The sequence below is a fragment of the Pengzhenrongella frigida genome (genome assembly GCF_004168625.1).
GTDB lineage: Bacteria > Actinomycetota > Actinomycetes > Actinomycetales > Cellulomonadaceae > Pengzhenrongella > Pengzhenrongella frigida.
Genome location: NZ_SDWW01000024.1, coordinates 16,602 through 41,502, shown reverse-complemented (window position 1 = coordinate 41,502; position 24,901 = coordinate 16,602). Strand labels below are relative to the sequence as shown.

Annotated in this window: 21 protein-coding genes; 8 read left to right on the top strand and 13 right to left on the bottom strand. The window is 73.4% G+C overall.

Annotation, left to right across the window (positions count from 1 at the left end; genetic code table 11):
• Positions 1–11: 11 nt before the first annotated feature.
• The 8 genes from EUA98_RS11095 to EUA98_RS11060 all read right to left on the bottom strand — a co-directional run bounded on the left by EUA98_RS11095 (position 12) and on the right by EUA98_RS11060 (position 9,602).
• Positions 12–2,306 carry a serine/threonine-protein kinase gene (locus EUA98_RS11095; RefSeq protein ID WP_130102748.1) on the bottom strand — a complete coding sequence of 765 codons (2,295 nt, stop codon included), beginning with the start codon at positions 2,304–2,306 and terminating at the stop codon, positions 12–14.
• Entirely contained in the window at positions 2,303–3,451 is a 1,149-nt protein-coding gene (locus tag EUA98_RS11090; RefSeq protein ID WP_130102747.1) for a hypothetical protein, read from the bottom strand. Before EUA98_RS11090 ends, EUA98_RS11095 begins: the two co-directional genes overlap by 4 nt.
• Entirely contained in the window at positions 3,451–4,455 is a 1,005-nt protein-coding gene (locus EUA98_RS11085; protein WP_130102746.1) for a glutamate ABC transporter substrate-binding protein, read from the bottom strand. The genes EUA98_RS11090 and EUA98_RS11085 overlap by 1 nt, the downstream gene beginning before the upstream one ends.
• On the bottom strand, positions 4,452–5,798 hold the full coding sequence (locus EUA98_RS11080; protein ID WP_130102745.1) for a GlnX family signal transduction membrane protein: 1,347 nt from the start codon (positions 5,796–5,798) through the stop codon (positions 4,452–4,454). Before EUA98_RS11080 ends, EUA98_RS11085 begins: the two co-directional genes overlap by 4 nt.
• On the bottom strand, positions 5,795–7,156 hold the full coding sequence (locus EUA98_RS11075; RefSeq protein ID WP_130102744.1) for an AAA family ATPase: 1,362 nt from the start codon (positions 7,154–7,156) through the stop codon (positions 5,795–5,797). The genes EUA98_RS11080 and EUA98_RS11075 overlap by 4 nt, the downstream gene beginning before the upstream one ends.
• On the bottom strand, positions 7,153–7,704 hold the full coding sequence (locus EUA98_RS11070; RefSeq protein ID WP_130102743.1) for a hypothetical protein: 552 nt from the start codon (positions 7,702–7,704) through the stop codon (positions 7,153–7,155). Before EUA98_RS11070 ends, EUA98_RS11075 begins: the two co-directional genes overlap by 4 nt.
• 30 nt (positions 7,705–7,734) lie before the next feature.
• The gene (locus EUA98_RS11065) at positions 7,735–8,997 is read right to left on the bottom strand and encodes a toxic anion resistance protein (RefSeq protein ID WP_130102742.1); all 1,263 of its coding nucleotides are present in this window, start codon (positions 8,995–8,997) and stop codon (positions 7,735–7,737) included.
• Positions 8,998–9,122: 125 nt separating this feature from the next.
• Complete coding sequence (locus EUA98_RS11060; protein ID WP_130102741.1) at positions 9,123–9,602, bottom strand: CoA-binding protein; 480 nt, start codon at positions 9,600–9,602, stop codon at positions 9,123–9,125.
• A 179-nt stretch (positions 9,603–9,781) separates the two neighbouring features.
• On the opposite strand from EUA98_RS11060, the gene EUA98_RS11055 reads away from it, so the two are divergent.
• From EUA98_RS11055 to EUA98_RS11035, 5 genes are read left to right on the top strand one after another with little or no spacing between them, the layout of a single operon-like run.
• Positions 9,782–10,603, top strand: coding sequence for a putative protein N(5)-glutamine methyltransferase (locus tag EUA98_RS11055; RefSeq protein WP_207219051.1), 822 nt, complete (start codon positions 9,782–9,784; stop codon positions 10,601–10,603).
• Positions 10,600–11,244, top strand: a complete 645-nt coding sequence (locus EUA98_RS11050) for a DUF2461 domain-containing protein (protein WP_207219050.1) — start codon at positions 10,600–10,602, stop codon at positions 11,242–11,244. The genes EUA98_RS11055 and EUA98_RS11050 overlap by 4 nt, the downstream gene beginning before the upstream one ends.
• A 60-nt stretch (positions 11,245–11,304) precedes the next feature.
• Complete coding sequence (locus EUA98_RS11045) at positions 11,305–12,333, top strand: iron ABC transporter substrate-binding protein (RefSeq protein ID WP_130102739.1); 1,029 nt, start codon at positions 11,305–11,307, stop codon at positions 12,331–12,333.
• 48 nt (positions 12,334–12,381) lie between these two features.
• Positions 12,382–13,890, top strand: a complete 1,509-nt coding sequence (locus EUA98_RS11040) for an ABC transporter permease (RefSeq protein WP_242511397.1) — start codon at positions 12,382–12,384, stop codon at positions 13,888–13,890.
• Positions 13,887–14,933: an ABC transporter ATP-binding protein gene (locus EUA98_RS11035; protein WP_130102738.1), complete on the top strand. Its 1,047-nt coding sequence runs from the start codon at positions 13,887–13,889 to the stop codon at positions 14,931–14,933. The genes EUA98_RS11040 and EUA98_RS11035 overlap by 4 nt, the downstream gene beginning before the upstream one ends.
• Positions 14,934–14,981: 48 nt before the next feature.
• Here EUA98_RS11035 and EUA98_RS11030 read toward each other — a convergent pair whose 3' ends face one another.
• On the bottom strand, positions 14,982–16,043 hold the full coding sequence (locus EUA98_RS11030; protein ID WP_130102737.1) for an alkene reductase: 1,062 nt from the start codon (positions 16,041–16,043) through the stop codon (positions 14,982–14,984).
• A gap of 145 nt (positions 16,044–16,188) precedes the next feature.
• Here EUA98_RS11030 and EUA98_RS11025 point away from each other — a divergent pair, with 145 nt between their 5' ends.
• Positions 16,189–16,851: a PadR family transcriptional regulator gene (locus EUA98_RS11025; RefSeq protein ID WP_130102736.1), complete on the top strand. Its 663-nt coding sequence runs from the start codon at positions 16,189–16,191 to the stop codon at positions 16,849–16,851.
• Between the two features lie 72 nt (positions 16,852–16,923).
• Here the strand turns inward: EUA98_RS11025 and EUA98_RS11020 are convergent, their stop codons facing one another.
• The 4 genes from EUA98_RS11020 to EUA98_RS11005 all read right to left on the bottom strand — a co-directional run bounded on the left by EUA98_RS11020 (position 16,924) and on the right by EUA98_RS11005 (position 21,197).
• Positions 16,924–18,321: an FAD-binding oxidoreductase gene (locus EUA98_RS11020; RefSeq protein WP_130102735.1), complete on the bottom strand. Its 1,398-nt coding sequence runs from the start codon at positions 18,319–18,321 to the stop codon at positions 16,924–16,926.
• 100 nt (positions 18,322–18,421) lie between these two features.
• Positions 18,422–19,633 carry a lysophospholipid acyltransferase family protein gene (locus EUA98_RS11015; RefSeq protein WP_130102734.1) on the bottom strand — a complete coding sequence of 404 codons (1,212 nt, stop codon included), beginning with the start codon at positions 19,631–19,633 and terminating at the stop codon, positions 18,422–18,424.
• Positions 19,630–20,562: a phosphatidate cytidylyltransferase gene (locus tag EUA98_RS11010; RefSeq protein WP_130102733.1), complete on the bottom strand. Its 933-nt coding sequence runs from the start codon at positions 20,560–20,562 to the stop codon at positions 19,630–19,632. The genes EUA98_RS11015 and EUA98_RS11010 overlap by 4 nt, the downstream gene beginning before the upstream one ends.
• Positions 20,559–21,197 carry a CDP-alcohol phosphatidyltransferase family protein gene (locus EUA98_RS11005; protein WP_130102732.1) on the bottom strand — a complete coding sequence of 213 codons (639 nt, stop codon included), beginning with the start codon at positions 21,195–21,197 and terminating at the stop codon, positions 20,559–20,561. Before EUA98_RS11005 ends, EUA98_RS11010 begins: the two co-directional genes overlap by 4 nt.
• Positions 21,198–21,304: 107 nt before the next feature.
• On the opposite strand from EUA98_RS11005, the gene EUA98_RS11000 reads away from it, so the two are divergent.
• Both EUA98_RS11000 and EUA98_RS10995 read left to right on the top strand, forming a co-directional pair.
• Positions 21,305–23,602 (top strand): glycoside hydrolase domain-containing protein, encoded by a 2,298-nt coding sequence (locus tag EUA98_RS11000; RefSeq protein WP_242511395.1) that lies wholly within the window; start codon positions 21,305–21,307, stop codon positions 23,600–23,602.
• Positions 23,599–24,897, top strand: a complete 1,299-nt coding sequence (locus EUA98_RS10995) for a glycosyltransferase (RefSeq protein ID WP_130102731.1) — start codon at positions 23,599–23,601, stop codon at positions 24,895–24,897. Before EUA98_RS11000 ends, EUA98_RS10995 begins: the two co-directional genes overlap by 4 nt.
• Positions 24,898–24,901 lie beyond the last annotated feature (4 nt).

Here is a 24,901-nt window from a genome sequence, read left to right as displayed (position 1 = left end):
ACGCCGGCCGTTCATCGAAGCGTCCATCGCCGCACAGCGTTCGCCGAGTCGACCAGCGCGACCCGTTCCTCGGCCGTCGCCGCCATCGACGCGAGCTCGCGATAGGTCTGCTCGAGGCCGTCGCGCAGCGCAGGCTCGGCGGCCCGGAGTCCCCCGATGGCCACCGTGGGCTGCGGACCGTGCTGCAGCACGAGGCCCAGAGCGGTCTCGAGGACCTGCGCGGTGAGCCGCGAGCGATCGTGCGGGTCGATGCTCACCCCGTCCACGCTGGCCATCGCCGCGGCGAGCGCGGGGAGCCCGCCCCCGGAGTCGGCGAGCAGTCCGGCGCGCTGACGGCGCGCCTCGGGGAACGCGCGGCTGGTCGGCGGGACCAGGTCGAGCGCGGCGACCGCACCGGCGATGTCCGCTCGCGCGGACCGGATCCGCGCCATCGCGAAGGCCGCGGGCGCGGTGTACGACGCATCGCTGCGCGCACAGGTCGTGTAGAGCGCCTCGGCGATGTCGAGCTCGGACCGCAGCTCGCAGGCCAGCGCGAGTGCGAGCTTGGGGGCGAGCTCCCCCGGCACCTGCCCGTAGACGGCGTTGAACGCGGCCTGCGCGCCGTCGCCGTCGCGGGTGTCCAGGGCCTTGAGCCCCTGGAGCCAGACCGCCCGCCACTCCCAGGGGTCGGCGGTCAGCAGCTCGTCCACGACCGCGTCCACCACGTCCGGGCGGTGGGCGGCGAGCGCCGCGCTGCCCGTGTGGAGCAGCACCTCGGGCGACCGCTCGGGCGCCTGGGCGAGCAGGTCGAGCCGCGCGGCCGGATCGACCACGCTCACCGTGGCCAGCCAGCCGACCTGCGGGTCGCTGGTGTCGACCACGAGCTCGGGCAGGTCCGGCCACGCCAGCCCGGAGTCCGAGACGTTCGGCGGCGTGAACAGCAAGGACGGCGGTGCGTGGCGCACGGCGCGGTCGTCCGGCCGGTCGGTGACGACCACCTCCCGGAGCACGCCGAGCAGCTGCACCCGGAGCTCGGCCGCGGACGCGAACCGGTCTGCCGCATCCGGCGCGCACGCCTTGGCGACCAGCCGGTAGAACGAGTCGTACTTCTGGAACAGCGGTGTGTCGGCCACCGCCGGCAGCGACGTCAGGTACGTCGACTGGTAACCCCGGAACTCCATCGCGAGCACCAGCAGGGTGCGCCCGATCGTGTAGATGTCCGAGGCGATCGACGTGCCGACCTCCGGCACCTCGGGAGCCTGGTAGCCCACCGTCCCGTAGATGGCCGAGTCCACGTCCTGCAGACGGCGCACCCCGCCCAGGTCGATCAGCCGGACGTCGTCGCCCACCTGGATGATGTTGTCGGGCTTGAAGTCGCAGTACACGAGGCCGAGGTCGTGCAGGTACTGGAACGCGGGCAGGATCTCGAGCACGTAGGCGATGGCCTGGTCGAGCGGGAGCGGGTCGTAGCGCCCGGCGGCCTTCATCCGCTCCTTGAGGAGCGACTTCAGCGACGTGCCGCCGATGTACTCCATCACGATGTAGCCGGCACCCTCGTGCGTCACGAAGTTGTAGATCTCGACGATCAGCGGGTGCTCGACCTGGGCGAGGAACTGCCGCTCGGCGATGGCGGCGGCCACGGCATCGGCGTCGCCCGCGTTCAGCAGACCCTTGAGCACGACCCACCGGTTCGACACGTTGCGGTCGCGCGCCAGGTAGATCCAGCCGAGCCCGCCGTGCGCCAGCGCCCCGGCCACCTCGTACTGGCCACCGACGAGGTCGCCGGCCTGGAGCTTCGGCGTGAACGAGAACGGGCTGCGGCACTGCGGGCAGAAGCCCTCGGTGCGACCCGGCGAATCGTCGTGCGGGCGCCCGACCGGCGAGCCGCACGTCGGGCAGAACCGCTTCTCCGGGGCGACCTCGGGGTTCACCATCAGCGCCTTGGACGCGTCGACGGCGGGCTGGGGCGGGATCGTGGTGAGACCGGCACCGAGGCGCGCGGCGCGCAGCCGGGTCGACGTCGTGCCGCGGCGGAGCGTGACCTGGGTGCCGCCCGTGCGGGCTGATCCCATGGCGGTGGACGCCAGCCGGTTGGAGGCCCGAGACATGGTCGACGCCGCACTGTCGGTGCCTGCCGGAGCGGCCGGCGAGCCGGTGACCTGGCCGGCCCCTGCGGTATGGACGGCAGGGGTGTGGACGGCGGCGGTCCGGACCGATGCCGCGACGACCGGGCTGGGCGGTGCCCCGCCGGGGGTGCCGCAGACGTCGCAGTACCCGTCCAGGATCGTGCCGGTGCATCCCGGCTGGCTGCAGGCGATGTCGCTCATGAGCTCCGTCCTTCAGGGGTGGGTCCCGCCGAACCGCCGAGCAGCAGCTGGTACGCCCCGACGACGGCCCGCGCGCGGGCCAGGTCGGTGGGGGGCTCGTTGACCACGGCGAGGGCCTGCTTGTACATCTCCGCCACCTCGGGATGGGCGGCATGCCCGGTGCCCGCAGCCTTGGCGTGGTAGACGTCGAGCAGCGCGCGCAGGTCGCTGAGCTCGGCGAGCGGACCGCCGTAGGCCTGCTCGGCGAGCGTCAGGGCCCGGGCCACGGCCGCGAGCCGGACCAGGTACGCGTCGACCGCGAGGGCGTCGTCGGGCACCGGGCCGAGCGCCTCGACGCGGGGCACCGCGAGGGTCGGCGCCGACCGGATCTGCGCGACGCAGTCGTCCACGACGCGATCGACCACCACGGACCGCTCGAGCAGCCGGTCACGCAGGGCGTGCGCCCGGGCGCGGTCCCGCTCGTCGTCCCGGCGGGTCGCCGCCGCCACGATGAGGTCGCGTTCGAGCAGGGCCGCGTCGGACTCGAGCGGGCCGATCAGGCCGCCGACGTCGGCGCCGCGTCCCGCCCGGGCGGTCGCATCCTCCAGCCGCCGGTCGATCCGGAGCAGGCGTTCGGCGGCGGCGTCGCGCACCGGGCCGGCCTGCTCGCCGGGGAGCAGGTCGCGCACCCGCTCGAGGGTCGCGCGCAGCGACCGCAGGTGCGCGGCGAGGTCGACCCCCACGGGATCGAGGGACAGCCGCCAGCTCAGCTGCGCGGCGAGGGCGTCCGACAGCCGGCAGGCCTCGGGCAGCGAGATCGCGAGCGACGCACTGCCGGGACCGGCGTCGGCGTCGAGCCGCCCCCACACCAGGGCGGAGAGCCGCTGCCGCTCGACCGGACCCACCCGACCGTCGTCCCAGACCTGCTCGATCTGAGCCAGGCGTCCGGCGACCGCCTGCCACAGCGTCATCGACAGCGTGATGTCACCCGTCAGCGCGCCCGCGTCGGCCGCGGTCAGCGCCGCCGCGTCCAGCTCGGCCAGCTCCGCGCGGCGGCGCTCGCTCCACGCGACCAGCTCGGACAGGAAGCGCAGCATCGCGGCGGGCTCGACGGGCTCCCCCATCCGAGCGGGAGCCACCGGGGCGATCGCCGTGACCAGGCCCATCAGCCACGCCCGTAGTCGGGGACCGGCGGGGCGGGGGCCGCGCCGAGCGCGTCGGCGAGCCACCTGTCGTAGGACTGCGTCCACCGGCCGTCCGCCACGGCCTGGGCCAGGACGGCGTTGACGAACCGGACCAGGTCCGTGTTCGCCTGGTTGACACCCAGCCCGTACGGCTCGGCGGTGAACGCCGGGCCGACCACCTGGGCGTACGGATCCTGCGCCGCCAGCCCGGCGAGCACGGTGTCGTCGCCGGTGATGGCGTCCACCTCGCCCTGCTGGAACTTCACCAGGCACCCGGTGTGCGTGGCTGCGCTGACCGGCACGACCTCCGGGAAGTCCTCGAGCTTGACCAGGCTCGTGGAGCCGGCGGGGGCGCACACGCGCTGCCCGGCCAGGTCGGCGAGCGACGTCGCGCTCGACCCGAGCGGGACGAGCACCTTCTGACCGGACCGGTAGTACTCCGCCGAGAAGGCGATCTGCTCCCAGCGGGCACACGTGATCGTCATGTTGCGGGCGACCAGGTCCACGCTGCCGTCCTCGAGCAGCGGGATGCGCTCGGCCGCCGTGATCACGCGGAGCTCGATCTTGTCGGGGTCGCCGAAGATGGCCTGCGACACCAGCCGGGCCATGTCGATGTCGAAGCCCTCGAGCTGACCGCTGATCGGGTTGCGGGCGCCGAGGAGCAGCGAGTCGCCCGAGACCCCGACGATGAGGCGGCCGCGCTCGGCGATCGTCGCCATCGTCGACCCCGACGGCATGCTGCCGGGGGCCGGCAGCGGGGAGATCGGCGCGTAGGACGCGAGCGGGTCGTCGCACACCGGGGCGGCCGACCCGCTCGGGCTCGGCGACGACGTCGGGGACGGCGCGGCCGAGGCGGTCGGCAGCGGCGTCGGGTCGTAGCCCGACGACGTGCAGCCTGCGAGCAGGGCACCGACCAGCGTGACCACGGCCGCGAGCACCACCCGGCCCCTCGCAGGCTCCTGCGTGCCCCGCACATCTCCGCTCATCGGTACTCCTCGATCCGCTGCGACAGTCCCCACCAGGCCAACAACGCGGCGAGCACCCCGGCCAGCCCGCACAGCCACCCGGCGAGCGCAAGACCGGACCGCGCGTCGCGCAGGCCCGACGACGTCGCCTCGCTCGCGGCGGTCAGCTGCTCGCCCGAGGCGGCGTCGAAGGCGTCGAACGTCGCGTTGGCGCTGCCCGGTTCCCGGCTGATCGCCGCGGCCACGGCCTGCTCCCACCCGCCGCCGTCGTCCAGCGACCTGATCTCCTGGTGCAGCGCGGTGTACGCGTCCCAGCCGCCCGGCAGGTCCGCGGCGGCCGGGTCGATCTGCGCGGCCTCGGCGACCAGGCTGGACGTCACCGCGGACGACTCCTGCCAGGCGGCCTCGAACGCCGCGCCCGATCCGCGGGAGACGAGTGTCAGGCTCTCGTTCGCCTTGGCGTCGAACGCCGCGATCCGCGCTCCCGCCAGCGCGCGCGCCGAGGCATACGAACCGGCTCGGAGGTCCGCGACCGCGGCGGCCACCGACCCCAGCGCCACCACGCTGGCCACGAGGACGACGAGGATGACGACGCCGGCCCCGGCGACGGGCACGTTGACGTAGCGGTGCGTGCGCCGGGCGAGCCAGACGAGCGCCCCGGCGACGATCACGAGGCCGAGCAGACCGGCGACCAGCGCGAGCACCTGAGCCCGGCCGGCCGTGTCGAACTCGGTCTGGACACGCTCCTCGTTGGCCGAGGTCAGCGCACCGAGAAGCGGCAGCGCGTCCGCGCGCAGCCCGGCGCTCGCCTCACGCAGGTACTGCGCACCGAGCGGCAGGCCCTGCCGGTTGGCGGCCCTGGCCTGCACGACCCCGCTGGTGTAGCTCTGGATCGCGGAGCTGAGCGCGGCGAGCGCCTCGCCGTCGGCGGGCTGGGCCCGCGCGGCGAAGGCCACCTGCTGCACGGCCCGGTCCACTGCCTCGTCGTAGTCGGCGCGCTGGTCGGCCGGCTCCAGGCCGCCGACCACGAACGCGTTGGTGGCATCGGCGTCCGCCCGCACGAGGAGCGTCTGGATGTCCTGCAGCCGGACCAGCTGCGCGGCGTTGCGATCGGCCCGCACCAGGGCGCCGTCGGCCACCGAGAACGACTGCGCGGCGGCCAGGCCCACGAGGAGCCCGACCACCACCAGGGCGGCCGAGACGAGCCGCATGCGACCCGGCGTGCCCTGCACACCCAGGCGGGCCCGCTGCATGCGCTGACCCGCCCGCGCGGCGGGCGACGCCACCGTCGGGAGCGGGCTGGCATACGGGTCGGCGCCGGGGCGAGCCGACGCCGGGGCCGTGGTCGGAGCGGTCCGGGTCACGCGAGACCTCCGGGTCTGAGGGGCTGGTCGGGGTCCGGCAGGTCGTCCGCGAGGTCCTGCGGCAGGAGCACCCGCAGCTCCTCCCGAGACGGGTGGTCGACGTCACGCAGCCGCCAGGCGAGGCGGCCGATGGCACCTTCTAGAACGTTGCGCGCGAAGCGACCGTTCCCGAACCCGGTCCCCCGCGGCGTGGCGGCCAGGATCTCGCGGAACCGGGTGAGGCACGCGGGGCTGGGCTCGAACTCGGCGGCCGTGGCGAGCCGGGCGAAGATCTCCGCGAGCTCGTCATCGGTGTAGTCGTCGAACTCGACGGTGGTGCGGAACCGGCTGGCCAGACCGGGGTTCGCGTCGACGAACTCGACCATCGGCGCCGGGTAGCCGGCCACGATCACCACGACGTCGTCGCGGTGGTCCTCCATCTCCTTGACCAGGGTGTCGACCGCCTCCGCGCCGTACTGGTCCCCGGCCAGGCTGTACGCCTCGTCGATGAAGAGCACCCCGCCGAGCGCCCCGCGCACGACGTCGGACGTCTTGACCGCCGTCTGCCCGAGATAGCCGGCGACGAGCTCGGACCGGTCGACCTCGACCAGGTGCCCCTTGGACAGCAGCCCGAGCGCCGCATAGATCCCGCACACCAGGCGCGCCACGGTCGTCTTGCCGGTGCCGGGGTTGCCGGTGAAGACCAGGTGGCGCGAGATCGTCGGGCTCGTCATCCCGTGCTCCGCGCGCAGCCGGTCGACCCGCAGGACGGCGGCCTGCTGGTGCACCTCCCGCTTGACCCGCGCGAGACCCACGAGCTGGTCGAGCTCCGCGAGCAGCTCGTCGACGGTCTTGGCCGGTGGCGCGGGCGTGGCCGGCTCGGCGGGCGGCACCGGCCCCGGAGCCAGGGCTGGCGCGGTCGGAGCAGCAACACTGGGGGCAGCAGCAGTCGGCGGGCTCGTCGCCGCCCGCGGCACCGCCGAGAGCTGCGCCGCCGCGGCGACGGACGCGTTGCCGATCACCCGCAGGGTCGGCTCCCCGAGCCCGCAGGCGGCGGAGGTGACCTCGGCCAGGGCGTGCGCGTACGCCGGCGCATGCGGTGAACCGGTCGCGACGAGCTCCCCGAGCAGGCGGGTGGGCGCAGCCCGCCACCGGCGCCCGCGGGAGGCGGCGTCGAAGAAGTCCTGCGTGCGCAACGGACGGTCGTGGGCCGCCTGCGCCGCCCAGTCCGCCGCGGCGTGCGGGGCGGACTCCGCCACGGCCGCCGCGAGGGCGGCACCCTCCGCGTGCACGTCGGCCACGGCCAGACCGGCGACCGAACCGATCTCGACCAGCCCGGCCAGCGCGCCGTCGAGGGAGGTCGTGCGCGGCGCGCTCACGACGTCGGCTGCGCGGGCGGGGTGATCTGGCCGATCTCGAGCTGGCCGCCGCCGGACGACGAGCCGAACTTCTCCGCGAGGAAGCGGCCGTGGGCCACGAGCGCGGCCGCGTCCGAGCGGTTGACGGCGTCGAACACCTGATCCATGGTGCGCGCCAGCAGGTCGAGCTGGTCGATGAGGACCATCAGCGACGTGCGACCGTTGTCTACTGGTCGACTGTTCGCCCAGTCCCGCGGCAGGCGCAGGTACCCGCCGATCGCCTCCGGCAGGTAGTCGGTCGCCGTCGCCATCACCGAGTACGCCTGCGGGCTGCCGGCACCCAACCGGTCCAGCCGCGGGATGGCCTGCCGCACGACCCGGGTCACGCGGGACACGCGGGAGGCGACCGGCGCGGGGACGGCGCCGTCGGCCACCAGCGCCTCGACCCGGTCGACCGACGCGAGCAGGTCGGCGCGGGTCGGCACCGCGGGCAGCACGAGGCGGTCCGCCTGCGCCGACGGGTGCGGGCGGTGCAGGACCCTGGCGACCAGGTCGGCCAACGAACCCATCAGCTCAGTTCCTCACCCGGACGCCGAGCGTCATCGGCCGCTGCCGGCCGGGCGGTCGAGGTCGAGCGAACCGCTGGCCAACCGGTCGTCGTGCTGCTGGACCCGGTCGAGGTAGTCGCGCGACTTGCCGACCTCGGTCTCGAGGGTGCCGATCGTCGCCGCCATCGTGTCGAGCGCCCCGACCTTGAACGTGTCGATCGCGTCCATCGTGGCGTAGATGTTCGCGAACGCCGCCTGCAGCTGGGGCAGGCCGATCGTGGCCGACGCCGCCTGCTCCTGGATCCGGACCGAGTTGTCCTTGAGCATGGCCGAGGTGCGCTCGATCAGGTTCGACGTCGTGGTGTTCAGGGCCGAGATCTGGTCGAGCACGAGCTTCTGGTTGCCGAGCGCCTGGGCGACGATGACCGCGGTGCGCAACGCCGAGATCGTCGTCGTCGACGCGCGGTCGACGCCCTTGACGAGCTCGAGGTTGTTCTTGATCACGACGTCGATCGCGAGGTAGTTCTGGATCGACACCGCGAGCTGGACCAGCAGGTCCTGGTGCTTCTGACGCACGTAGAACAGCACGTCGTCGCGCAGCGACCGGGCTCGGTCCGGGTCGGTGGCCTCGAGCTCGGAGATGCCCGCCGCGAGCCGGGAGTCGAGCCGCTCGGCGATGTAGACGTACTGGTTGAGGCGCGCCATCGCCGCCCACAGCTCGCCCTTCTCGAGGTTGAGCGAGGCGTTGTCCTTGCGCAGCTCGTCCTGCCCGTCCCGCAGCGCGTGCAGGATCGCGTCGAGGTGGGTCTGGGCGCTCTGGTACTTCTGGAAGTAGTCGGCGATCTTGTCGCCGAACGGCAGGAACCCCAACAGCTTGCGGGTGCCCTGGGCGCCCGACGGGTCGAGGTCCTCGACCGTGCGACGCAGCTCGACCAGCGTCGTGCCGACCTTGGAGCCCGAGGCGAGCCCGCCCTCGGTCAGCGCGCGCACCGGCGACTTCAGCAACCGGTTGGAGCTCTCGGCCGCGTGCCGGATGTCCGCGTCGCCCATCATGCGCACGTCGCCGGCCTTGGTGGCGAACTCCGGCGAGTGGGGCTCGGCCGTCATCAACGAGCCGAGGAAGTCGCCGACCTTCGCATCGAGCCCGGGCAGCGCGGCAGGATCGACGGCGGGCGCCATCCGGGGCGCCGCGGTCGCCTGGACCTGCCCGACCGGGGCGGGCACGGTGAGCGTGAGCACCGGCTCGACAGGACCGGGGGGTTGCAGTGGCGCCAGCTGCTCCGCGCCGGCCTTCGACGGGTCGACCTCGGTCACGACGGTGGTCCTTCCTCACCTGCACCGTCCGTACGGACGGCGGTCCTTGCCGCAAGGACGTGGCGACAACTTACGCGGTTACGTCGCCGCCGTCTGCTCCTCGGGGGCAACCCGCCGCGGTGACTTCAGCTCACGTGGCGCGGTACGGCCCCCGACATGCTGAACACGAAGCGCATGCACTTGTGCCCGGTGTCCGCGGTGGGGTCGAACATCAGCGGACAGCCGCCGTCGATCACGGTGATCCCGTGCGCCCGGCCGTACTCGGTCGCCGCCGGCGAGACGCTGCCGCCGCCGATAGACCGGTGCATCCACACCTGGTCGATCCCCAGGTCGGCGCACTCACGCATGGTGACCTCCGCCGTGGCGGGCTTGGTCCCGATCACGACGGCCTGCACCCCACCGGGGATCGAGGCGAGGTCCGGGTAGGCGGCATCGCCCTCGACGGTCTCGGCGTTCGGGTTGACCGCGAAGACCTCGTAGCCCCGGTCCCGCAGCCGCTGATAGACGATGTTGGAGCCGTGCCCCTCCGCCTTGCGGGACACCCCGGTCACCGCGACCCGCTTCGCCGTGAGGAACGTCGCGGCGGCTTCCTTGACTGTGATCATGGCTCTCAGCCTAGGGACGCGAACAGGCCCGCACAGGGTAGAAGGGCCCGTGCTCCGGTAGCGTGACCGCCGACGTCGGCGCCACCGGAAGAGTCCCCATGCCAGCCTCGCCCGCACCACGGCCCACGGCCGCGCACCGTGAGGCGGCAACGCGCCCCGAGAGGGCATCGCGCCCTGAGATGGCAACGCGCCCCGAGGTCGTCGCGCGGCTGCGTGCGGCCGGCTGCGTCTATGCCGAGGACGAGGCCGATCTGCTCCTGGGCGCGGCTCGGTCGCCGGCCGAGCTCGACGACCTGGTGACCCGGCGAGCCAGCGGCCTGCCCCTGGAACCGCTGCTCGGCTGGGCGGAGTTCTGCGGGCTGCGGATCGCCGTCGAGCCGGGGGTCTTCGTGCCCCGACGGCGCACGGAGCTCGTCGTCGCGCAGGCGGTGGCCCTCGCCCGCCCCGGCGCCGTCGTCGTCGACCTGTGCTGCGGCTCCGGCGCGATCGGTACCGCGCTGGCCGCGCAGGTCGAGCATCTCGACCTGCACGCCACCGACATCGAACCCGCCGCCGTGCGCTGCGCCCGCCGCAACATCGAGCCCGCCGGCGGCCACGTGTACTCCGGCGACCTGTTCGATCCCCTCCCGGCGCGGTTGCGCGGCCGGGTCGACCTCATCGTCGTCAACGCGCCCTACGTGCCGACCGACGCGATCGCCACGATGCCGCCGGAGGCCCGGCTGCACGAGCCGCGGGTCACGCTGGACGGGGGCGGCGACGGCCTCGACGTCCACCGGCGCGTGGCCGCCCGGGCGGCCGACTGGCTGGCGCCGGGCGGGTCCCTGGTGATCGAGACCAGCCGGAGCCAGGCGGCCGGCACCGTCGACCTCGTCGAGCGCAGCGGGCTGACCGCGCGGGTGACCACGTCCGACGAGCTCCAGGCCACCGTCGTGATCGGCATCCGCGCCGGTGGCGCCCGGCGGGCCGACCAGGGAGCAGACGGCGGAGCAGGAGGGCGGTGACGGTGGCGTTCCACGGCTGGACCGACGCGGTCCTCGACTTCTACGACGGGCTGGAGGTCGACAACTCCAAGGCCTACTGGCAGGCGCACAAGCAGGTGTACGACGAGCAGGTGCGCGCGCCGATGCAGGCGCTGCTCGCCGAGCTCGCCGACGAGTTCGGTGACGCGAAGATCTACCGGCCGAACCGCGACATCCGGTTCAGCGCGGACAAGACCCCGTACAAGTCCCACATCGGCGGCACCCTCGCCCGGCACGGCTACGTGCAGCTCTCGGCGGACGGGCTCGCGGTGGCCAGCGGCATGTACGTCTTCGCGACCGATCAGCTGGCCCGCTACCGTCGCGCGGTGGCCAGCGACATCCCCGGCGAGGCGCTGGTGCGGATCGTCGACGACGCTCGGGCGGCCGGGCTGACCACTACCGCGGCGAGCACGTTGGCGACCGCGCCACGCGGCTACCCGCGAGACCACCCGCGGATCGAGCTCCTGCGCATGAAGGGCCTGGTCACCTGGAAGCAGTGGCCGGTCGAGCCCTGGCTCGGGACCGCCGCTGCCAAGGACGAGGTCGTGGAGGTGCTCCGGGCCTCGCGCCCCCTGACCCGCTGGCTGGACACCCAGGTGGGTCCCGCTGACCAGCAGGTTTGACCAGGTTGGTTCTCAAAATTAAGGTTAGGCTTACCTGAGACCTCTGGAGTAGACCTACCCATGCGATCCCTGCGAGGCCCGGTGGCGTCCGTTGTCGCCCTAGCCGCCCTGACCCTGTCGGCCTGCGGCACGACGTCCGACACCACCGCCGATGCCAGCGCCACGACGCTGACCCTGTACAACGCCCAGCACGAAGCGCTCATGCAGCCCGTCATCGACGCGTTCGAGGACGAGACCGGCATCGCCGTGCAGATGCGCAACGGAGACGACTCGGAGCTGTCGAACCTGCTGGTCCAGGAGGGCGAGGCCTCCCCCGCCGACCTGTTCGTCACCGAGAACTCCCCCGGCATGAGCCTGGTCTCGGACGCGGGCCTGTTCGCCGAGCTCGACCAGGACACCCTCGAGCAGACCCCGACGCAGTACCAGCCGACCGACGGCACCTGGGTCGGGTTCGCCGCCCGGTCGACGGTCCTGGTCTACGACGCGCGGACGCTGGACAGCGCCGGCCTGCCCGCCTCGCTGATGGACCTGGCCGACCCGGTCTGGGAGGGACGCCTCGGCATCTCCCCGGCCGGAGCGGACTTCCAGGCCATCGTGAGCGCCGTCGTGCAGCTCGAGGGCGAGGACGCCGCGGCCGCCTGGCTGGCTGGGCTCAAGGCCAACGCCAAGATCTACGACGGCAACAGCACCGTGATGAAGGCCGTCAACGCCGGGGAGATCGACGCCGGGGTCGTCTATCACTACTACTGGTACCAGGACCGGGCCGAGGGTGGCGACAACAGCGCGAACGTGGAGCTGCACTACTTCGGCGACCAGGACCCGGGCGCGTTCCTGAGCGTGTCCGGTGCCGGGGTGCTCGCGTCGAGCGAGCATCCGGCCGAGGCCCAGCAGTTCGTCGCGTTCCTCACCAGCGCGCAGGGCCAGGCGGCGATCGCCGGCAGCAAGGCGCTGGAGTACACGATCGCGAGCGACGCCGAGTCGAACCCCGCGCTGCCGCCGCTGAGCGACCTCGACCCGCCCGTCGTCGATCCGACCAGCCTGAACGGACCGCTCGTGGTGGAGCTCATGCAGCAGGCGGGCCTCCTCTGAGTGCTCACTGCAACCCGCCTCGCTAGCAGGCCCACGACCCGGTCGGGGGTGTGGCTGCTTCGCGGCGTCAGCCTGCTGGTGGCGCTGCTCGTGACGCTCCCGCTGCTGTACGTCGTGGGGTACACCGTCGACGCCGGCTGGGCGCAGGTGTCACGGCTGGTGTTCCGGGCGCGCGTCCTGGAGCTGACCTGGAACACGGTCCGCCTCACCCTGGCGGCGATCGCGATGTGCGCCCTGGTGGGCACGACCACGGCCTGGCTGGTCGGGCGGACCGCGCTCCGGGGACGCCGCCTGTGGCACGTGCTCATGGTGGCGCCGCTGGCGATCCCGGCGTTCGTCAACAGCTACGCATGGGTCTCGCTCGTGCCGGGCCTGCACGGCTTCGGCGGGGCCCTGCTGATCGTCACGCTGTCCTACTTCCCGCTCGTGTACCTGCCCGTCTCGGCGATGCTCGGGGGGTTGGACCCCGCCCTGGAGGAGGTCTCCCGGTCGCTCGGGTTCGGCAGCTGGGGCACGTTCCGACGGGTCGTCCTCCCCCAGCTCCGCCCGGCGCTGCTCGGGGGCTCCCTGCTCGTGGGGCTGCACCTGCTGGCGGAGTTCGGCGCGCTGCGCATGCTGCAGTACCCCACCTTCACCACGGCGATCTACGACCAGTACCGGTCGTCCTTCGCCGGCCCGGCGGCGAACTCCCTGGCCACGGTCCTGGTGATCGCGTGCCTGTTCCTGCTGCTCACCGAGCTGCGCCTGCGCGGCCACCGCCACCTGGCCCGGGTGGGGCACGGGACCGCTCGGGCCACGACGCGGCTGCGCGCGGGGCGCTGGGCGACCCCCGGGCTGGTCCTGGTCGCGAGCGTCGCGGTGCTCGCGGTGGGGCTGCCGATGGCGATGCTGGCGCGGTGGCTGTGGGTCGGGTCGTCGACGACGCTCGAGCTGGGGACCCTGACCGCGACGCTGACCCAGTCCCTGCTCCTCGGTCTGGTGGCCGCGCTCGCCACCACCGCGCTCGCGCTGCCGGTGGCCTGGTTGAGCGTGCGGCACGCCGGACCGTTCGCCACGCTGCTCGAGCGCAGCACCTACGTGAGCAGTGCGCTGCCGGGCATCGTCGTCGCGCTCGCGCTGGTCACCCTCACGATCAGCTTCGCTCAGCCCTGGTACCAGACCGCTCCCGTGCTGGTGATCGCCTACGTCATCTTGTTCATGCCGCGGGCGATGGTGGGCCTGCAGGCAGCGATCCGTCAGGTGCCGCCCGCGCTCGACGAGGTCGCCAGCTCCCTGGGCGCGGGCGTCGTGGCCCGGTTCGCCCGGGTCACCCTGCCGCTGATCGCGCCCGGGGCCGGCGCAGGAGCCGCCCTCGTGTTCCTCGCGGTGATCACCGAGCTGACCTCGACGCTGCTCCTGGCCCCGATCGGCACCGAGACCCTCGCCACGACGTTCTGGGGCTACAGCAGCAGCCTCGCCTACGGTGCCGCGGCGCCGTACGCCGTCCTGATGGTCGTGCTGTCACTGCCCGCGACCTACCTGCTGACCCGACCGACCCGGAAGGGCCACCTCAGATGACCGCGTTGACCATCAAGGGCGTGTGCAAGTCGTTCGGGGACCATCCCGTGCTCGACGGCGTCGACCTCACCGTCGCCGACGGCGAGCTGACCGCGGTCCTCGGTGCCTCGGGCTGCGGCAAGACCACCCTGCTGCGCCTCATCGCCGGGTTCGCGGCCCCCGACGAGGGCACGATCGCACTGGGGGACGACGTCGTGGTCGGTGACGGCACGTTCGTCTCGCCGCAACGTCGCCGCGTGGGGTACGTCCCGCAGGAGGGTGCGCTGTTCCCCCACCTCGACGTCGCCGAGAACATCGTCTTCGGCCTGCCCCGCTCCGAGCGCAAGGCGCACCACCGGGTCGACGAGCTGCTCGAGCTCGTCGGGCTCGACCGACGGGTCCGCCACCGCGCGCCGCACCAGCTGTCCGGCGGGCAGCAGCAGCGGGTCGCGCTCGCGCGCGCCCTCGCGCCGCGTCCGACCCTGCTCCTGCTCGACGAGCCGTTCTCGTCCCTGGACGCTGCCCTGCGGACCGAGACGCGCGAGGCGGTCGTCAGTGCGCTGCGGGCGGCGTCGGCGTCCGCCCTGCTCGTGACGCACGACCAGGGCGAGGCGATGTCGATGGCCGACCGCATCGCCATCATGCGCGACGGGCGCATCGTCCAGGCCGACGCCCCGGCCGCCGTGTACGGCCAGCCGGCCGACGCCGCCACGGCCCGGTCCGTCGGGCACGCCAACGTGCTGGAGGCGCAGGTCCGGGACGGCCTCGCGCACACCAGCATCGGGCCGATCCCGCTCCGACGGCTGCGCCGCGACGGACCTGCCCAGATCCTGGTGCGACCCGAGCAGGTCCTGATCGTGCCCGCCGACGGCACAAGCATCCAGACGCTGGCGCGGGTCGACCGGGTGCACTTCTACGGGCACGACTCCGTGGTCGCCCTCACCGTGCTCGCCACCGACGAGCGCGTCCTGGCCCGGATCTCGGGCGGCACCTCACCCGTGCTCGGCGCCACGGTCGATCTCGAGCTCGCCGGCGAGGCGATGAACTACGCCACGGAGCCGTAGCTCCGGCGTGGCAACAGCCACGCCGGAGCGGTGTCAGGCGGAGCGGCGTCAGGCGGAGAGCAACGGGTAGTCCGTGTAGCCCTTCGCGCCGCCGCTGTAGAGGGTCGTCGTGTCGACCTCGTTGAGGTCCGCGCCGCTGCGCAGTCGCTCGACGAGGTCGGGGTTGGCCAGGAAGCCGCGGCCGATGCAGAACAGGTCGGTCGTCCCGTCATCGACGGCCGCCTGCGCCGTGCCGAGGTCCGACGGCCCGGTGAAGCCGGTGTTGAAGATGACCGCGCCGGTCCACTGGGCGCGCAGCTTCTCGTGGAAGACGGTGTCCTGGCCCTCGAGGATGTGCAGGTAGAGCAGTCCCAGGGGGTTCAGGCCGTCGAGCAGCGCGGCGTAGGTCGCGGCGACCTCGGTCTCGGAGATGCCGTTCATCGTGCCCGCCGGCGAGATCCGGATCCCGACCTTGTCGGCGCCGATGGCCGCCGCGACGGCGGTGGCCACCTCGATCACGAAGCGGGCCCGGTACTCGGGCGTCCCGCCGTAGCCGTCGGTGCGGCTGTTGGCGCCGGTGGCGAGGAACTGCTGCAGCAGGTAGCCGTTGGCCGCGTGCAGCTCGACGCCGTCGAGGCCGGCCGCCATCGCGCGGCGGGCCGCGTCGACGAACTCCGCCACGACGCCGGGGAGCTCGGCGGTCTCGAGGGCGCGCGGCTCCTCGAAGTCCTTCATGCCCTGCTCGGTGTAGACCTGGCCGGCCGGGGTGATGGCCGACGGCGCGACCGGACGCGTTCCGATGATCGCCTCGTGGCTGATGCGGCCGGCGTGCATGAGCTGGACGACGATCTTTCCGCCGCGCGCGTGCACGGCGTCCGCGACCTGGGCCCAGCCGGCCGTCTGCTCGTCCGTGTGCAGCCCCGGCGTGTGCGGGTAGGCCTGCCCGGCGGCGGACGGCTGCGTGCCCTCGGCGATGATCAGCCCGGCGGACGCGCGCTGGGCGTAGTACTCGGCCGCGAGCGCGGTCGGGGCCTCGCCGGCACCGGCCCGGTTCCGCGTCAGCGGCGCCATCACGAGGCGGTTGGTGAGCTCGAGACCCGCGAGGGTGAACGGCTCGAACAGGTTGGGCATGGTGACTCCTTGACGGTTGCGGGTGCTGTCTTCTACAACCAGCCCGCGCCGGGAGCCTTCCGAGATCACCGTGTGACGAGAGACACCCGCTCTTGCGAGCGATGCGTCAGCGATATATCGTGAGCGTATCGACGAAAGGAGCGTCATGAGAGACGCCACCAGCAAGGACCCCCGCAGCGGCGACCGCCGAGCGTGGAGTCACCACGAACCGTTCACCCCGGGCTTCGGCCCCGGTCCGGGATTCGGGCCCGGCTTCGGGCCCGGCCACCACGGTGCCCCCGGCCACGGCCACGGCGGCGGCGGACGCGGACCGGGCCGCCGTCGAGGCATGCGCGCCCCCCGCGGGGACGTGCGCGCCGCCGTGCTCCAGCTGCTCGGGGAGGCGCCGGCCCACGGCTACCAGCTGATGCAGTGGATCGCGGAACGCAGCGACGGCGTGTGGCGCCCGAGCCCGGGCACCATCTACCCGGTCCTGTCCCAGCTGGAGGACGAGGGGCTGGTCGCGATCACCCATGACCAGGGTCGCAAGCTGGCCACCCTGACCGAGGAGGGGCGGGCGTACCTCGTCGACCACGCCGACGAGCTCGGGGACCCGTTCGGGGCGCTGAAGGCCGAGGTCGGCAGCCAGGTCGACCTGCGCAAGCCGATGGAGGGGCTCATCAGCGCCGTCCGCCAGCTGGCCCGGTCCGGCAGCGCGGCGCAGCAGGAGGCAGCGAGCACCGTCCTGCGCGACGCCCGGCGCTCGCTCTACCTGATCCTGGCCGACGACGACGACGACGCCCCCGCCACCGGGGACGGCGTCGCCTGACAGGATCGCCCGACCCCGCTGACGACCGTGGTGAGCCGTCAGCGCGGCGGGAACGTCAGCGCGGCGGGAACGTCAGCGCGGCGGGATGTTGTGGTTGAGCCGGAAGACGTTGTCGGGGTCGTACTGCCGCTTGACGGCGACCAGTCGCTCGAAGGCCCGCTCGCCGAACACGACCCGCGGGTCTTGCACGCGGTGGCCCGTCACCTCCTGACCCTGGAAGTTGACGTACTGGCCACCCGTGGCGAACGGGTCCAGGTCCGCGGACAGGCCCCGCACGAAGGCGACCCGGTCGTCGTCGTCGGCCGCGTCGCCCCAGAACCCGTAGACGTTCAGCCAGAAGCGGGCGGACCGCTGGGGGAAGGCCGTGGTGTCCTGGGGCACCCGCCCGAAGGCGCCACCGAGGTGGTGCACGTCGAAGCCGGTGCCGTACCAGGTCTGCTCGGCGCCGCGCCGGACGAGCACGTCGACGACCTCGTCGTCGAGGCGATCGAAGGACGTGTTGCGCCAGTACGCACGCACCCCGCGCGGGAACATCGCGTCGACCGCCGACTGCCACTCGACCCAGGACACGTCACCGACCTCTTCGACGTCCGGCGGGGCGAGCGCGCGGAGCCGGTCGACGAGCGCCTCCCCCGCCGCACGGTCCGGCGAGGCCCAGACGAACCCGATCAGCAGCACGGGCGCCTCCCCGAGCCCCAGGAGCGGCGGCGGCGTCAGCGTCGAGGTGATCGTCGTCATCGCGTCGGGCAGCTCCCGGGTCCACTCGTCGAGCGCAGCCCAGGCCTGGCGCCAGCGCTCCTGGCCGTAGACGAGATTGCCGGCGAACACCCGCGGGCCGAGCGGGTAGGCGCGGAAGGTGAAGGCCGAGACCACCCCGAAGTTGCCGCCGCCCCCATGCAGGGCCCAGAACAGCTCCGGGTTCTCGGTCTCGGTCGCCGTCACCGGTCGCCCGTCGGCGGTCACGAGGTCGACCGCGACCAGGTTGTCGGCGGTGAGCCCGTACGCGCGGGTCAGCCAGCCCATCCCCCCACCCAGGGTCAGTCCCGCGATCCCGGTCCCGGAGACGACCCCGACCGGTACCGCCAGGTCGTGGGGCGCCGTGGCAGCATCGACGTGCGCGAGCGTGGCCCCGGACTGGACCCGGACGGTCCGGGCCGCGGGGTCGACGGTGACCTCGGTCAGCTCGCCCAGGTCCAGCACGATGCCGTCCGAGACCGTTCCGCTGCCGGCCACGTTGTGGCCGCCGCCGCGGACCGCCAGGTCCAGCCCGCGCTCCCGCGCGAACCCGATCGTGGGGGCGATGTCCTCCACTCCCGCCGCGCGGACGATCGCCGCCGGCCTGCGGTCGATCATCGAGTTCCACACCGCGCGCGCCGCGTCGAAATCGACGTCCGCGGGGGTCACCACCGCTCCCGAGACCCGGGAGCGCAAGTCGTCCGGCGCATCGCTGCGCACCGTGGTCCTGGTCATCGTCGACTCCTTCCGTGCCGAGAACAACGGTCTCTCGGCACGCTAGGACCGAGCCGGGCGACCCGCAAACGATGAAGCACGGACCCCGGCCGGTGGGGCGTCAGCGCCGCTGCCACCGCCGGATCACGAGGGCGAGCCCGCCGGCGTAGGTCAACCCGAGGGCACCCAGGTACGGACCGTAGAACCGGCGCAGCACCGGCTGGGCCACCCCGGCCCCGGCCGCCGCGACCGCGCCCATCGCCGCCGCCCTGGCGCCCCGCGCCCCGAGGGCGTGCAGGGCCAGCGGCCGGGCACCGACCCCGGCGTCGGCGGCCGCCTGCGCGTACAGCTTGACCGGCACGCCGTTGAGCGCCTGCCACCAGATCCCGCGGGCTCCGACCGCCATGTGCCGGGCGGCAGCCAGCCGCATCGACTCCGTGGTCAGCGGCGCCGGCGGCCGCAGGCCGTTGCCGGTCAACGCCCGCGTGCACAGGATGCCCACGACCGATCCTGCCGTCAGCCACCCCGCCGCCGGCAGGACCCGGCGCGGGTGCGCGACCCCGACGAGCGCGAGGTACATCTCCGAGGTCACGGGCCAGCTCACGGCCTCGGCGAACCCCCAGGCGAACCCGCCGGCCATGCCGGGCCACCCGTCCATCGCCCCGTGCAGCGTGCGCCAGGTCCGCGACTCGGAGGCCCGGGCCGGGCCGTCGTCGAGCAGGGCCCGGATCTGGGCGACCACGGGCCCCATGTCCTCGGGGTCGAGGTCCTCGGGCTGCACCGGCACGCCGATCCGCACCTCCACCGGTCCGGGTCGCATCCGGCCGCCCTTCGGCAGCAGCCGGCTGGTCCCCACGATGGCGACCGGGAGCACGGGCACGTCGAACTCCCGGGCGATCCGCAGCGCGCCGGTGCGGAACGTGCCCAGCTCGCCGTCGGCACTGCGCGTGCCCTCGGGGAACACGAGCAGGCTCGACCCCGTGCCGAGCACGTCCTGCGCACCGGCGAGCAGGCTCTCGAAGCCTCCGCCCCCGACCCGGCGCACGGGGACCGCCCCGATCAGGAGCTTCAGCCCCCAGCGCATCCACCGCTTCTCGAACCAGTAGTCCCCCGCGGCGACGACCACCGGCTTGTACGGCGCGGGGAAGGCCGCGATGAGGGCGGGCGTGTCGGCGTGCGAGGAGTGGTTGGCCACCACGACCATCGCTTCGTAGGGCGCGGCCCCGGTGACCTTGAACCCCCCGACGGCGTGGAACACGTTGCGCCACACCGTGTGCCGCGCGGCCCCGGCCAGGTTGAACCCCGGCGGCAGCCCCACCCGACGGCGGGTCATCCGAGCACCGCGGCGAGGGGCAGGACGAGCAGCAGCGAGTCCACCCGGTCGAGCAGGCCACCGAACCCGGGCAGCCACCGCCCGGCGTCCTTCACACCCGCCTGCCGCTTGACCATCGACTCCACCAGATCTCCTCCTACGCTGCCGAGCACGACCGCGACCACCAACCCGACCGACACCGTTCCGAGCACCGCCAGGACCAGCACCCCGCCGATCGCCGCGCCGACCAGGCCCCCGAGCGTCTTGTTCGGGCTGAGCGGCGAGAGCGGTCGTCGGGCCCAACCGAATCGTCGCAGCCCCGTGCCACCGCACCACGCGGCGATGTCCGTCGCGGCGGCCGCGAAGCACAGCACGTACGCATCGGCGCCGACCAGCACCAGGTTCGCCAGCGACCAGCAGATCCAGATCGACCCGAAGCCCGTGGCCGTGGCCCGCGCCATCCCCAGGTCCACGTCGCCCCGCACGACCGCAGGCACGGCGGCGAGCAGAGCGATGAGCGGCACCAGAGCGAGCAGGCTCGGCTCGCGCCAGGCCGCCACCGGGTAGGCGACCGCAAGCACGAGCAGCAGCCCGGTCTCCGGGCGGGGAAGCCGCAGCATGGCCGCGAACTCCCGCACCGCCTGCAGGGCGAGCAGCGCGGCGAGGGCGGCGGTGGCACCCGGACCGATCCACATCGGGATGCCGATGACCGGCAGGATCAGGGCCCACGTGGTCCACCGGCGGATCAGCTCGGGTCGTCTCGAGACGAAGACCGGGATCGCGGCCACGGCGAGCAGGGCTGCGGAGAGCAGGAGCAGGAACACCGCCCGGCCGTCGAGGTCGACGTGCCAGCCACCGAGCGCGCCGTGGATCGCGAACGCCTCCCGATCGAGCCCGAACCACGAACCCAGGGGATCAATGCCCCCGACCACCGGCGCCGCGGGCCTCATCTGGACCGGGCCGCCGACAGCTCGGCGTGCACCCGCCGGAGCCGGGCGACCGCCGTGGCCACCGACCCGGCCACCACGAGCAGGGCCACGACCGGGATCCAGGCGGGGACGGCCGTGGCCAGGACGACGACGGCGCACCGCTCCGTCTTGCCGAACGGACCGCCGTTGAGCCGCGTCGAGCCGGCACCGGCGCCGGACAGCGAGACCAGGGTCGGAAGGGTCGCCGCCGTGGTCGCGACCAGCACCCACACCACCGAGGTCAGGGATCCGGACACGAGCACGGTCGCGGGTTCGCGCACGGCCAGCACCGCGAGGCCGGCGAACATCAGCAGGTCGCTCACCCGGTCGCCGGCCTCATTGAGAACGAACCCCCACGGACGGCTCACGCCACGAGCGCGCGCCACCGCGCCGTCCAGGTTGGCACCGGCGAGGCGGCCGGCCAGCAGCAGCAGCGCCGCCGGCCACCAGCCCGCCGCGATCGCTCCACCGGCGAGCAGCGCCGAGAGCACACCCAGCACGGTGAACACATCGGGTGACAGACCCCGCCGCTGCGCCAGGCGGATCGCCCCGTCGAGCCGTCGGGTGTACCACGGTTTGAGTGCGTACAGCCCTTTGCTCCCCTGCGCCCCTTGCATGGCGGGAACTGTACCGGGCAGGCGGGTGGTCACCGCTGGCTGTGGCCTGACGCGGAGGTGACCTGCCGGTAACCGCTCGGACACATACGACTCGTACCGTCGGCGCCATGGACGCAGGACGTCGCAGCGGAGCGCACGCACATCCCTCGGATTCGGCCGGGCAGTCGATGCTCGACCACGTCGACCCGTTCATCGGGACCGACGCCACCGCGCTGACGACGCCCACCGGCCTGGCCGGCACCTGGTGGTGGCCCAAGCCGCAGGTGGGCAACACCCACCCCGGCGCCACCTACCCGCTGGGCATGGTGTCGGCGTGCGCCTACTCGGGCGCCTACCCGACGGGGTACGGCCGGTACGACCTCGTCACCGAGGGGGTCCCTCCGTTGCGGCACGAGCGCCAGATGGCCTCCGGCTTCACCCACTTCCAGCAGTCCGGCACCGGCGCGATCCGCAAGTACTACAACTACTTCCGGGTCACCCCGATGCTCCAGCCGCTGGACGACCTCGGGGCACTGTGGGAGATCGAGGAGGAGAGCGCCGCACCCGGGTGGTACTCCGCCACGCTCGCGTCCGGGATCCGGTGCGAGGTCACGGTCGGTCCCAAGAGCGCCGTGCACCGGTACACGTTCCCCGAGCACCGCGACGCGCGGCTCGTGATCGACTTCTCCCTCGGTGGGCTGGCCATCCCGCACGGGCGAACCGTGCCGCTGCGTGCCCACCTGCACACCCTCGCGCCCGGGGTCGCGCAGGGCGAGATCGTCGTCGAGGGCGCCCCGCTCGGCGTGCATGTCGAGTGCGACACCCCCCAGTGGCGGCAGATGCTCTGGTACGACCGTCGGTTGATGCCCGGCGGCACCCGGCTCGACTTCGACCACATCCGGCCCACCACGCTCCGTCCGTTCGGCCTGATGTGGGCCGGTCCGACCGAGCCGGGCCAGGTCGTGGAGCTGCGCTTCGGCTTCTCGCTGCGTGGCGCCGCCCAGGCCCGGGAGAACCTGGTCACCGACTGCGGGACGGGGCCCTCCAGCTTCACCACCCGCCGGGCGGCGACGGCCGGGACGTGGCGCGACCATCTCGCCACGATCAGCGTCGAGACCCCGTCGGAGGATCGGCGCACGGTCTTCGCGTCCGCGCTCTACCACTCGCTGATCAAGCCGTGCCTGGCACCGGGTGAGAGCCCTTTCTGGCCGGCCGACGGACCGTTCGCGTTCGACATCGCCACCATGTGGGACATCTACCGCACCCAGCTGCCGCTGCTGACCGCGCTCCGGCCGGACCGGGCAATCGAGCTCGCGCAGGCGTTGCTGTACATCTCCGAGGAGGAGGGAAACCTGCCGATCGGGTATCGGATGGCCCGCGGGGCGGACCAGTTCTCGCGGCAGGCGAGCGCCCTGGCGCACACGTTCCTGGCCGATCTGTGCCAGCTCGACCTGGAGCTGGACTGGGACTGGGCCCTGGTGCACATGCACAACGACCTGCGCCGCTCCTACGGCGAGGACTTCCTGCTGCGGGGCGAGGCCCATCCGATCAGCCACACGCTCGACCTCGCCTTCGGCTACTGGTGCACCTCGAAGATCGCGGACCGGGTCGGCGACCCGGACCTCGCCGCGCAGTTCGCGCCGCTGGCCGCGCGGTGGGTCAACGCCTTCGACCCGGCGGACGGGCTGCTCAAGGACTCGACCTTCTACGAGGGCGGCAAGTGGAACTACTCGTTCCGGCTGATCCACGACATGGCCGCCCGGATCGCGATGGCCGGGGGTGAGGAGGCGTTCGTCGCCCTGCTCGACCGGTTCTTCGGGTTCGACGCGCCTGCGGTGTCCCAGCCCGGGGTCCGACCGGGCGTCGAGGAGATGGCGCGCGGCTACGCGCTGAACAGGTTCGAGGGTCTGAACAACGAGCCGGACATGGAGGCCCCCTGGGCGTACCAGTACGCCGGGCGCCCGGACCGGACCGCCGAGGTCGTCCACGCCGTGGTGCACCAGCAGTTCGGGACCGGACGCGGCGGTCTGCCCGGGAACGACGACTCGGGCGGTCTGAGCTCCTGGTACGTGTGGGCCACCCTCGGGCTGTTCCCGGTGGCGGGCCAGAACCTGTTCCTCATCAACGCCCCCGCCTGGCGCGAGTCACGGATCGACGTCGGCGGCTCGGCGGGCTCCACGTTCATCATCGAGACGACCGGCTTCGAGGAACCCGAGCCGGGCGGTCCGGTGCAGTACGTGCAGGCCGTCCAGCTGAACGGTGCGCCGCTGGAGCGCACCTGGCTGACCGGGAACGAGCTGCACCGCGGCGGCCGCCTGCACATCACCCTCGGTCCGGTCCCCGGCCGGTGGGGAACCGGCTCCCGCCCGCCCTCGACGTCGACGACCGAGCCCCCCGCCCCCGCACACCCCGGAGCGACGCCATGATCAGTCTCCCGAACCGCCGCCTGGTGATCGTCGTCCGCGCCGACCCGGTGATCTGCGGGCACTCCGGCGAGGCCCGCAACCTCGCCGAGGCGGCGCTGCTGCGCGGCTTCGACGACGTCCGGATCATCACCTGGCCCATCGACCGGCTGCAGGAGGCCGGCCTGCCGCTCAAGCCGCTCGACCGCGTGCTGCCCTACTCGGCAGGCATCACCGTCGAGCGCCCCGGCCCGGTCGGCGACTACAAGGTGCCCGACGGGCGCTACCTCGCGGGCCTGACCGGTCGCCTCGTCGAGCTGTTCACCGACGGCGTCCCGACGGTGTGCATGTCGCTGTACCTGAGCCCGCACGCGGTCGCGGTCGCCGACGCCGTCCGGATCGCGCACTCCACCGGGCTGCCGGTCGACGTCACCACCGTCGCGGAGGCGGTCGGCTCGGACGTGACGAACGTCGTGCGGTCCTGCCTCGAGGAGGGGCGGTGGGGCGCCGCGGCCCACGTCCTGTCGAGCTACCTCGCCCACGACCTGTGCCTCGCGGTGTCCGAGTACACGCGGCAGATCATCCTCGCGGAGGCCGCCGAGCTCGACGCACGCCACGGGAGCACGTTCGCCGAACGCTGCACGGGTCGCGTGGCCGTGTCCTACCCGGCGATCGACGTCGGCGCCTACCTCCGCCTCGACCCGGCCGAGGGCGATCGCGTGCTCGCGCGGCGCGGGCTGACCCGGGACGGGTACGTGCTGTTCCTGTCGCGCCTGAGCCCCGCCAAGGGGGTCGACGACCTGATCGCCGGCTACGAGCGCAGCGGCGCGGCCCACCGCCAGCAGCTGGTCATCGCCGGCACCGGGCCCGACGCCGGCCGGCTGCGCGCCCTGGCCGCGGTGTCCCCTGTCGCCGACCGGATCATGTTCCTCGACGACGTCGGCGATGCCGAGAAGCCGTACCTGATGGCCGGGTCGGCCGCGTACGTGCTGCCCAGCAAGCCGTTGCCCGAGTTCGTCGAGACGTTCGGGATCGCCCTGGTCGAGAAGATGCTGTCCGGCGGGGGCCCGGTGATCACGACGGAGACCGGCGGCATCGGCGAGGCGGTCGGGGACTGCGCGATCTTCGTGCCGGTCGAGGACCCGGACGCCATCGCCGCCGCGCTCGACCGGGTCGACGCCATGGCGCCGGCGGAGCGCGCGGCGATGGAGCAGCGCGCCCGTGCCCGCGCCCGGCAGTTCGACCGGGCCGTGGTCTTCGACAACCTGCTCGACCAGCTGGACAGCACGCGTTGGGGACTGCTGCAGCGCGCGGTCTGAACGC